Origin of the sequence: Janthinobacterium sp. Ant5-2-1 (assembly GCF_001445815.1) — a bacterium.
GTDB classification, from domain to species: domain Bacteria; phylum Pseudomonadota; class Gammaproteobacteria; order Burkholderiales; family Burkholderiaceae_D; genus Janthinobacterium; species Janthinobacterium lividum_E.
The window spans coordinates 1-9,849 of sequence record NZ_LNCE01000095.1; the positions used below are offsets into that span (position 1 = coordinate 1).

Annotated in this window: 8 protein-coding genes; 1 reads left to right on the forward strand and 7 read right to left on the reverse strand. The window is 60.5% G+C overall.

What is annotated here, in order from left to right:
* Nucleotides 1–206: 206 nt before the first annotated feature.
* Together ASN89_RS24225 and ASN89_RS24230 are read right to left on the reverse strand one after the other, a co-directional pair.
* Nucleotides 207–2,357: an FUSC family protein gene (locus ASN89_RS24225; RefSeq protein ID WP_058051051.1), complete on the reverse strand. Its 2,151-nt coding sequence runs from the start codon at nucleotides 2,355–2,357 to the stop codon at nucleotides 207–209.
* Between the two features lie 90 nt (nucleotides 2,358–2,447).
* Nucleotides 2,448–4,136: a M14 family zinc carboxypeptidase gene (locus ASN89_RS24230; protein ID WP_058051052.1), complete on the reverse strand. Its 1,689-nt coding sequence runs from the start codon at nucleotides 4,134–4,136 to the stop codon at nucleotides 2,448–2,450.
* Between the two features lie 151 nt (nucleotides 4,137–4,287).
* Here ASN89_RS24230 and ASN89_RS24235 point away from each other — a divergent pair, with 151 nt between their 5' ends.
* On the forward strand, nucleotides 4,288–4,869 hold the full coding sequence (locus tag ASN89_RS24235) for a hypothetical protein (RefSeq protein WP_058051053.1): 582 nt from the start codon (nucleotides 4,288–4,290) through the stop codon (nucleotides 4,867–4,869).
* A gap of 68 nt (nucleotides 4,870–4,937) precedes the next feature.
* Here ASN89_RS24235 and ASN89_RS24240 read toward each other — a convergent pair whose 3' ends face one another.
* The 5 genes from ASN89_RS24240 to ASN89_RS24260 form a co-directional block, all read right to left on the reverse strand.
* A complete protein-coding gene (locus ASN89_RS24240) occupies nucleotides 4,938–7,091 on the reverse strand; it encodes a S46 family peptidase (protein WP_046684513.1) in 2,154 nt (717 codons plus the stop codon).
* A 307-nt stretch (nucleotides 7,092–7,398) separates the two neighbouring features.
* The gene (locus ASN89_RS24245; protein WP_034778894.1) at nucleotides 7,399–7,668 is read right to left on the reverse strand and encodes a GlsB/YeaQ/YmgE family stress response membrane protein; all 270 of its coding nucleotides are present in this window, start codon (nucleotides 7,666–7,668) and stop codon (nucleotides 7,399–7,401) included.
* Nucleotides 7,669–7,833: 165 nt separating this feature from the next.
* Nucleotides 7,834–8,409, reverse strand: coding sequence for a YceI family protein (locus ASN89_RS24250; RefSeq protein WP_058051054.1), 576 nt, complete (start codon nucleotides 8,407–8,409; stop codon nucleotides 7,834–7,836).
* 38 nt (nucleotides 8,410–8,447) lie between these two features.
* The gene (locus tag ASN89_RS24255; protein ID WP_046684511.1) at nucleotides 8,448–9,002 is read right to left on the reverse strand and encodes a YceI family protein; all 555 of its coding nucleotides are present in this window, start codon (nucleotides 9,000–9,002) and stop codon (nucleotides 8,448–8,450) included.
* Between the two features lie 174 nt (nucleotides 9,003–9,176).
* The gene (locus ASN89_RS24260) at nucleotides 9,177–9,701 is read right to left on the reverse strand and encodes a cytochrome b (RefSeq protein ID WP_046684510.1); all 525 of its coding nucleotides are present in this window, start codon (nucleotides 9,699–9,701) and stop codon (nucleotides 9,177–9,179) included.
* Nucleotides 9,702–9,849 lie beyond the last annotated feature (148 nt).

Genomic DNA, 9,849 nt, shown 5'->3' on the forward strand with positions numbered 1-9,849 from the left:
AATGACGAGCGCCGCTTCCTGGTGATCGGAACCGCCGCAAGCGGCAAGGGCGAGGGCGGCGCTGATGGCCAGCGCCAGCGGCAGGCGCCGGCTCAGGGGAAATGCGTACATGGATGACCTTGGCTGGAAGTGGAAAAACCATGGCAGCATAGAGAAGCCAGATGACCTCCTGATGACACCACTTGCGCCAGGGCGCCCCCAAAAGACTATCTGGGGGCCACGATATGCACGATCGCCGCGCTATGTACTACGATCTTGTCGGCATCGGCTTGCAACAGGCGGATGCGTCTTTTGACCAGCGGCCAGCCCGACCAGTCCACTTCGCTCACGGGCGGTGCGGCTGGGGCCGCCAGCGGGGCGCTGATGGCGGCCTTGTCGTCGAGCTGGTCCAGCGCGCGCGACAGGGTCAGACACACTTGCGTATGGCTGTGGCCAAGCAGGGCGTTGACGGGCGCGACGGGCAGCTGGCTGGCATGGCGCCCTAGGATCGAGCGCAGCGCCGCCACGTGGGCGACCAGCAAATAATTTTGCACGATGAACAGGTTGATGTCTTCCACTGCCCGCTGCTTGCTGGCCGGTTCGTCGAGCATGCGTACCAGTGCCGAGCTGAGCGCGGCCAGGCTGTCCATCAGTCGCTTGCGTTCGATGCGGTAGGCGAAATCATCGAAACACTTTCCTTGCAGCAGCGCGAAGCTGGCTTGCATGTATGACAGGTTCACGTTCAGCACCTGGCGCACGAGGCGCGGCAGGCTCTGGTATTCCCAGTTGGCCAGCACGAAGCTGAATACGGTGGCCACCGCCGCGCCGATCAGGGTATCGATCAGGCGTTCGCTGACGAGGTTCGGGTTGCTGGGCGCCACCAGGTGCATTTGCAGCAGAATCATCAGGCTGACGGCGATGGCCGTGTAGCGGTAGCGCAAATAGATGAAGGTGGGCGTGGCCACGATGGAGAGGAACAGGATGGCCATCAGCACGATATTGCTGTGCACGAAGCGGATCACGATGGCCGTGACCACGCAGCCGATGATGGTGCCGATGATGCGGTCGGCGCGGCGCTGGCGCGTCATGCTGAAGGTGGGGCGCAGGATGATGACGATGGTGAGCACGATCCAGTAGCTGTGCGCCGCATACGGCAGCCAGTGGCCGATCAGCAATCCCACGGAAATGGCCATCGACACGCGCAGGGCGAAGCGGAACACGGGCGAGTCCAGGCGCAAGTTGGCCAGCAGGGTCTTCAGTTCGTATTTCTGCTGCGACAGGAATGGCGCCATGTCCGCGCCGCTCCAGAATGGCACGTTGTCGTAGACTTTTTGCGTGGCCAGGTGCAGCTCAGCTATCATTTTCAGAATGGCGCGAATCTTGTTGCGCTGCGCGCGTAACGTCGCCAGTGCCTCTTGCGCGCTGTCGCCTTTTGCGTGCAGGCGGGCAATTTCTCCTTCGATGTCGGCCCATTCCTTGTCATAGCTGATCTGCGCATACGAAGCGCGCTTGCGCGTGACGGCGTAGGCGACGGATTCGATGTCGCGCGCCGCCTTGTAGGCCAGGTCGTGCAGGGATTTCAGCACGTCGGAGTCGGCCAGGTGCTGGCGCAGCAGCGCGTAATCCGTGTGCGTGGAAAGGATCAGTTCATACAGATCGAGCATGCACACGTGCACTTGCACGACGATGGCGTCCTTGCTGTTCTTGTGGCTGCGCAGAATCAGATCGCGCGATGCCTGCTGGCGGTCGGCGAGGATGCTTTGATGGCGCACCAGCTTGTTGAACTGCTCCGTCAAATTGAAGCGTGCATCGTAGAAATCGGCCTTGATGTCGATGTAGGCGGCCAGTTCGAACAGGGCTTCGGCCAGCACTTGCTGCTTGATGCGGTGGCGCAAGACCCAGGCGATGGCCATGGCGTAGGCCAGATAGATCAATCCCCCCAGCATGAACAGGCCCGCGTGGTGAAACGATTGCTGCCACGTCATCTGATGCTCCATCGACATGGTCATGATGAACAGGGCGGCCAGTTGCAAGGGCATGGATTTCTTGCCGTACACCACCATCATGCTGGCGAGGAAACTGACGAGCACGAGCACCGTCATCAACAGCCACTGCACGGGGCCGCACAGGCTGATCAATAAGGTCACGGCGCTGCACAGCAGCACGGAAGCCAGCATCTCGTTGAACTTGTGGCGCAGCGGGCTGGGCATGTCCATCAGGGTCGTGCACAGGGCGCCGATGCATACCGTCATGGCGGTGGCGCTGTCGCTGATTTCCTGGGTCAGCAAGGCCAGGCCGACCAGGCCGATGGCCACGCGCAAGCCCAGGTAAAAATAATGGCTGTAAATAAAGGTGCGCAGGTTCAGTGCGTAGTGCATGGGATTACCTTGTGGGCAGGGCACAGAAAGAGGCGCCGCACCGGGGTCTCCGATGCGGCGCCAGGATGTTGCATTCGCTACAGCCCGGAGTTACATCAGGGCGATGACAGGGTAACGCCGCCATTCCGGCTCGGCAAAGCGCTGGCAGTGTGCAAAGATGAAGTCGAGCACGGCTTCCTGATTGCTCAGCAGGGCAGGGTTGGCCGCTTTCCAGTCGGCAAACTTGGCCGCCAGCGCCGGCTCATCGCGCAGCAGTTCGGACGCCATGTCTTCGAACACGTAATCGGAAAATGCTTCTTTCTTTTCCAGCACGCTGTTGAAGAAGCCCCAGCGGAAGAAGCTGTCGTGCGCCTGCGGTTCCAGGGTTTCCACCGCATAGCGGGCATTATCCTGGTCCAGGCTGACAACATAATCGCCCGCCTGCACGGTGAACTGGCCCGTGCGTGCTTCCACGTCGACCGTGTCGTGGAACATGTGGCCTTCGTAGGCCGTGGCGCGCGTGCCGACCTTGGTGATGTGGTAGTAGCGCGCCGTTACCGTCTGTTCGGCGGTGATGCGTGACATTTCGACGCCGTTCCAGCGCAGGCGTTCGATGACTTCGCGCCACGCCTGCGGCACGACATAGGCTTTCGGCGCGGCCACGGTGACGTCCGCATCGAAGCGGTTGTAGTAGGCGATATCGCGTTCCCACGGCTGCGAGCGGTCGTAGGACAGGCGCTGGTAATCGCCGAGGATACTTGGCGTGTATTGCGCCGCATAGCCCTTGAAGGGGAAGGTCGACGGCTGTTCTTCATTCATGGCCCAGTGGATGGGCCACTCGGCTTGCGTGCGTCCCGCCGCCTTGGCTTGCGCGCGCAGTTGCTTGATCTGTTCGCCGTGTTTGACCGTGAACGCCATGGTGATGTCGAGCAGGGCGCGCATGGAGGCGTAGCGGTCGGCAAACGGTTTCCACATGTGCGTTTCCGGCATGAAGCCGATAACGTGGTGCAAGGCCGCAAAGCCGGTCGAGAAACGCGGCACTTCGAGGAACTCGGCGATGCCGTGATCGGGACTATCCTTGACGGGGTTCACATACGGGCAGGTGGGCCAGCCGGCCTGTTCCATCTGCGCAAAGATGTGCGGCAGCATGGTGTCTTGCAGGAAGGGACCCAGGCCATTGCCCAGCTTGTTCGTCTGCGTGTGGATCAGGGTCATCGTGTACGGGTAGTCGGCGCCGTTCGACGTGTGCGTGTCGACCATCACGTCCGGGTCCCAGCTGGCCAGCAGGCGATTGAACACTTGCGCGTTCAGGCTGTCGCACTTGATGAAGTCGCGGTTCAAGTCCAGGTGGCGGCTATTGCCGCGGAAACCGAATTGCTCCGGGCCATCCTGGTTCACGCGCGACGTGTTGGCGCGGTTCAGGCTGCCATCGACGTTGTAGATCGGAATGAACAGCAGCACGGTGCTGCCCAGCGCCGCCAGGCGCTCCGGCTGCGTACACAGGTCGCGCACGATGGCCATGCAGGCGTCGATACCTTCCGGTTCGCCCGGATGGATGCCGTTGTTGTTGAAGAAGACGGTGCGGCCTTCACGCTTGATCTGTTCGCGGTCGAACACGCCGTCCGCGCTGACGACGCCAGCGTGAATAGGCACGCCCGAGTCGGACAGGCCGATCTGTTCGAAATGCAGCACGTGCGGATAGCGTGCGGCGAGATCTTGATAGAAGGTGATGCATTCCAGCCAGGTCGTGGTCTGGTTATGGTTACCGAGTTCGTAGGTCGTGCGCAAGTCTGGTGGCATAGCGGTCTGAGTCTGGGAGGGGGAAGGCGCGCTGGGTAAGTACGCCCGCTAGGGGCCAATTGTAGCACCGGCGTTGGCGCCTTGAGGCGCGGCAGAGGTGCCGGGCCGCACTTGTGTTATGAATAGGTTTCACGCGCGAGGGGGAGGCGGCATGGTGAAGACGGTGACAGCGATGGCGATGGCGGCACTGCTGTGGTGGGCTTGCCTGGCGGCACAGGCGGCGCCATTGCGCTTGCCCGCAGGCACGGGACCGGTGGCGCAGGGCGGCTCCGTCACGGCTAGCGCGCAGGGCGCGCTGATACGCTACCGGGGCTGGCTGCTGGCCGTCGATGGGGCCGTATCGGAGCAGCGGCCCGACGTCGTACTGGCATCGGCGCAGGCGGGCCACGCGCCGCAGCTGCGGACCGGGCCCACGCAACGCCCTTTGCCGCTGTGGTCGGCCCTCGAATTCGTCAAGGGAAATGCGCGCCTGCGCATCACGGCGCTGCCGGGGCCCGATGAGCTGCCCGCGCTGTTGCTGGACTTTGGCGGTGGCGACTACCGTATCGTGATTCCCGCCGCCGGTATTGCCCGGCAAGCGTATCCGCTGCTGGCGCAGCGCTTTCCCGGCGCCGACCTGGCCTTGCTGCTGCACGATGGCCGGCGGGTGATGCTGCCCTTGGGAAGTGGCAGGGCGCAAGTGTTTGGCGAGGAGCAAGCCGTGCCTTACCGTTTCACCAAGGTAAAACGCTAGGCGAAAAAAAGCCACTCCCGCAGGAGTGGCTCAGGCTAAAGCGCCCGTTGCCGGGTTATTGCTTCTTGTTATTCAGCGCCCATTTCTTTCAGCAGGTTGTCTGCGTGGTCGATGTGTTTCATGTTCCACAGCATGTAGCGCAGGTCGACCTGGATCGAACGGGTGTTGGCCTTGTTGTAGTCCCAATCGGAAATAATCGAGTCCAGGGTGCCGTCGAAGGCCAGGCCGATGAATTCGCCTTTGGCGTTCAGGGCAGCCGAACCGGAGTTGCCGCCGGTGATGTCCAGGGTAGCCAGGTAGTCGACCGGTACGGTTTTCAGCTTGGGATCGACGAATTTACCGAAGTCCTTGGCTTTGATCGCGGCCAGTTGATTTGCCGGTGCATTGAACTCGCCCTGGCCCGTGGCTTTGGCGGCGACGCCATTGACGGTGGTGAAGGCAGACCAGGTGGTGCCGTCGGCGCCATGGTCGCGGCCGGCTACTTTGCCGAACGTGACGCGCAGGGTGCTGTTGGCGTCAGGATAGACGGCTTGGCCCTTGCTCTTCATGAAGGCAATTTTGGCTTTCATGTAGTTGGCGTAGGCTTGCTGAATCTTGCCGGCCAGTTCTTCGTCTTCCGCTTCGTTTTTCAGCGAATCCGGGTACATGGCAACGGCTGCCTGGATGAAGCTGTCCTTGCTGGCCTGGAATTCGGCTGGCGTGCGTTTCAGCCATGCTGCGCGCTCGGCCTTGTCGGCCAGCTTGCTGCCTGCATACAGTTTGTCCAGGGCGGCGGACAGGTCGGCTGGCGACATGCCGTCCTTGATGCCGATGGCGGCGTCGAAGCTGGCGCGGCGTTGTGCTGCCGGTTGCGCGGCGTACTTGGTCAGGCTGTTCAGTACCAGCGCCTTGTCGACTTTTTCATCGTAGGTGCGCTCGACCGAAGTGATGCCCGCTTCCAGGCGTGGCAAGTCGCGCGTCTGGTAACCGGACTTGCGTTCCGTATCGGCCTTGGTGCCTTCGTTCGACAGGCGGTACAGGCTGCGAGCCGTGTTCAGCAGGCGCGGCTGTGCGTAGCTGAGGAAGAAATCGCGCTTGGTGTCGGCATCGCGCTCGGCGATCAGCTTTTCCACTTGCTCGATATCGCCGGCAAATTCCGCCTTGCGTGCTGGCGTGGCGTTGACCCAGGTCTTCAGGGCTTCATGTTCCGCCGTTTTGCGCGCCAGGAAGTCGCTGCCGGCGTACGAGTCCAGCATGCCTTGGCGGTTCTTGTAGTAATTGTTCACGCCGGCAACTTGACCCGCGTATTTCAGGGCAACATCCTTGTTGTCCTTGGTTTCGCGCGCGATGATGGCCAGGGTTTCGCCCGACGCTTTCACGAAGGCCGGGTAGTTCCAGTCAAACGTGTACGCCACTTCCGATGGCAGGCGGTGACGGTTGGTGCGGCCAGGGTAGCCCAGGACCATGACGAAATCGCCTTCTTTCAAGCCATCCTTGGCCAGTTTCAGCACGTGTTTTGGCTGGTACGGAACGTTGTCCTTGCTGAAGTCGGCAGCTTTGCCGTCTTTGCTGACGTAGGCGCGGTAGAACCCGTAGTCGCCCGTGTGGCGTGGCCACATCCAGTTGTCGGTGTCGCCGCCGAACTTGCCCACGCCGGCTGGAGGCGCGTGCACCAGGCGCACGTCGCGGATTTCCAGTTGCTTGATCAGGTAGAACTCCAGGCCGCCGTAGTAGGCCGACACGGTGCAGCGGAAGCCCGCTTCTTTTTCGCATTCGGCGACCAGTTTCTTCTGGTTTTTCTCGATCGCGTCGATGCGTGCCTTGCCTTGCAGCTTGGCCACGTCGGCGGTGATGATCTTGTCGCTGACATTGGTCACGGCCGAGGTGACGAAGATGCGGCTGCCTGGGGCGGCCGGCAATTCTTCAGCGAACGTCTTGGCCAGGAAACCGTTGGCCAGCAAATCGCGCTCTTTGGTCGAGTTGACCGCCACGCTGTTGTAGACGCAATGGTGGTTGGTGGCAACCAGGCCTTGCGGCGAGACGAACGATGCCGAGCAGCCACCCAGGCTGACGATGGCGCCCATCGGGAATTCGGTCAGTTTGGTGAGGTTGGTCGGATCGAGTTTCAGTCCGGCCGCTTTTAGTTCCTTGGCTACTTGTGGCAGCTGTTGGGGCATCCACATGCCTTCGTCGGCGTGTGCGAAGTTGCTCAGGATGGCGAGCGCGATGAGAGATTTTTTCATTCGAGTTCTGTTCTTTTACATTGTAGGGAAGTCGGAATCAGCGGAGTACCCGCTGATTGTGCAGCGGGCGACATAGAGTATCCGTATCGAACTCGCACTAGTCAATCACATTTTCCGGGCAGCATGTTCGCATGTGCTTGCTTGAATGGCATCATTTTGGTTGATGCAGGGGCGGAAACGGGCTGGTAACGGGCATTTTTCCGTGCGGCGGCTGTGGTATTTGTACATACGTGTCCTGGCGACAATGAAAAATGGCCGGGTGCTTGCGCGGCCCGGCCACTTGCTGAATACGCTGCTTTTTGTCTGCTTAGCGTATTTTGCCGCGGCGTAAAAGATTCACGATGCCCAGCAGGATGACGGCGCCCAGGAACGAGACGAGCAACGAAGCCAGGCTGAAATTGTCGCTATTGATGGTGCCCGTGCCGAACAGGGGCGCCAGCAGCCAGCCGCCCAGGAAGGCGCCGACGATGCCGACGACGATATTGAGGAAGATGCCCTGTTGCGCATTGGTTTTCATGACCATGCTGGCCAGCCAGCCAATGACGCCGCCAATAACGATCCAGATAATGAAATTCATGTAGTCCTCCGCGCGTGGATAAGTGGGTGTGCCATGTCAGAACAACATCATGCCAATGGATAGTGATGCCGCACGATAGAAAAGTCCAGCGGATTCGCGTGGCGCATGCAAAAGCCCGCCTGGCTGCGGGCAGCGAGGCGGGCTTGTCGGGCGGCAAGGTCGTGTTTAGTCGGCCTTGATCGCTTCTACCTGGATGGCCAGCTTGACTTCCGGCGAGAACGCCGGCATGCCGTAGTTCAGGCCAAAGTCGCTGCGCTTGAATTCCGCCGTGGCGTCGGCGCCGCACACTTCACGCTTGTAGCGCGGGTGCATGATGCACTTGAACTTGCTCACGTTCAGCTTGACGGGCTTGGTCACGCCCAGCAGGGTCAGTTCGCCATCGACTTCCACCAGCTGATCGCCGTTGAACTTGAGCGACTTGCTCTTGTAGGTGATTTCAGGGAATTTCTCGACATTGAACATGTCCGCTTTTTTCGCGTGCGTGTTCATGGCGTCCAGGCCAAAGTCGATCGAATCGGCATCAATGACGAGGTCCAGGCTGCCCGTCTTGGCGGCGCGGTCCAGAGTGACCGTGCCCTTGGTCTTGTTGAACTTGCCGCGCCAGACGGACATACCCATGTGATCGGCTTCAAAGCTGGGGAAGGTATGCGTCGGGTCGAGGTTGTAGGTGTCGGTAGCGGCCATGGCCGAACCCGCGCCGGCCGCTGCCAGCATGGCGATCATCAAGTGCTTCAATTTCATTGCATTCCTAACTAAGTTGAACAACAGATTTTTGGATGTTACTGAGCTGAAACATGAAACTTAATCGTGACCTCATCGGCAACCATGCTCGTGTCTTTCCACTCGCCTTCGCCGATGTTATAGGTCAGGCGCTTGATCGGCAGGGCGCCGTCAAAGGCGTATTTTCCGCCATCGGCTTTCACCGCCAGAGGGAAGGTCACGTCGGTGGTCTTGCCTTTGATGCTCAGCTTGCCCGTCACCGTCAGCTTGCCCGCGCCCGCCGCCTTGATGCTGCTCGAGACGAAGGTGGCTTTCGGGAACTGGGCCGAGTTGAACCATTCTTTCTTTGCCACTTCCTTGTTGTACTCCGGGTCGCCGATATCGATGCTGGCCGTCTCGATTTCCACCGACGCCTTCGAGGCGTCCGGCGCGGCCGGGTTGTAATCGATGGCGATATTGAATTTCTTGAACTTCGCTTCCACGGGCACGTTCATTTGCTTGAACACGGCCGACACGCTGGTCTTGGCGGGATCGACTTTCAGCAAGGTGGCGGCGGTGGCGGCCACGGACAGGCCCAGCAGGGAAGCGAGGACGATGCGTTGGGTGGTTTTCATCTTGTTTTTTTCCTGTAGTTTCAGTGAGCAAAGCAGATTAAGACGGACTTGGAACGCCGGACAAAACCGTAGCGAGCGGAAGTGAGTTGTGGCCGAGAAGCGGAACTGTGCTTTTAGCACAGTGAGCATCGAAGGCCGCAAATCGCGACGCGCAGTAGGTTTGGTTCGACGTTCTTAGGGCAGCATGCGCTTAAGCACGCCATCACGGTCGATGAACTGGTGCTTCAACGCGGCCAGCACATGGGCGGCCACGGCGGCAGCCATCGTCATGTTCAGAACATAATGAATCTCTTTTAAAAGTGGCTTAAGTTCCGGGTTCGGCGCCATGATGACGGGCAGCTGGAACAGGCCCAGGTAGACCACGGGCACGCCGGCGGCCAGGGTGTACAGGTAGCCGGAGACGGGCACGGCGAAGATCAGGATGTACAGCAACACGTGCATGGCGTCGGCCGCCTTCTTTTGCCAGGCAACCATGCTGGCCGGGTGCGGCGGCGGCACATTGGCCTTGCGCCACAGCAGGCGGATGGCGGCGATGGCCAGCACGGTCACGCCCAGCCATTTATGCCAGGAGAAATATTTGAGCTTGGTGGGCGTCAGGCCGGGAATGTCGACCATGACCAGGCCCATGACGAAGGCGCTGATGATCAGCAGGGCGGTCAGCCAGTGCAGGATGATGGCGGTGGTGGTGTAGCGTTGCATCGATGGCTTTCTTGAAAGTAGTACGTATTAGGACTAATTCGGCCTAATATACCAAAGAAAAGCAAATTGCGCTGCGTGCTGGAGATTCTACAAGAAAGATTGCCGGAAAAACCGCGGGGCGGCCAGCATTTGTATGCTGGCCGCCCCG

Excerpts from the sequence above, each read along its gene's own strand:
- ASN89_RS24225 (WP_058051051.1), bottom strand. The coding sequence starts at position 2,357 with ATGCACTACGCACTGAACCTGCGCACCTTTATTTACAGCCATTATTTT.
- ASN89_RS24230 (WP_058051052.1), bottom strand. The coding sequence starts at position 4,136 with ATGCCACCAGACTTGCGCACGACCTACGAACTCGGTAACCATAACCAG.
- ASN89_RS24235 (WP_058051053.1), top strand. The coding sequence starts at position 4,288 with ATGGTGAAGACGGTGACAGCGATGGCGATGGCGGCACTGCTGTGGTGG.
- ASN89_RS24240 (WP_046684513.1), bottom strand. The coding sequence starts at position 7,091 with ATGAAAAAATCTCTCATCGCGCTCGCCATCCTGAGCAACTTCGCACAC.
- ASN89_RS24245 (WP_034778894.1), bottom strand. The coding sequence starts at position 7,668 with ATGAATTTCATTATCTGGATCGTTATTGGCGGCGTCATTGGCTGGCTG.
- ASN89_RS24250 (WP_058051054.1), bottom strand. The coding sequence starts at position 8,409 with ATGAAATTGAAGCACTTGATGATCGCCATGCTGGCAGCGGCCGGCGCG.
- ASN89_RS24255 (WP_046684511.1), bottom strand. The coding sequence starts at position 9,002 with ATGAAAACCACCCAACGCATCGTCCTCGCTTCCCTGCTGGGCCTGTCC.
- ASN89_RS24260 (WP_046684510.1), bottom strand. The coding sequence starts at position 9,701 with ATGCAACGCTACACCACCACCGCCATCATCCTGCACTGGCTGACCGCC.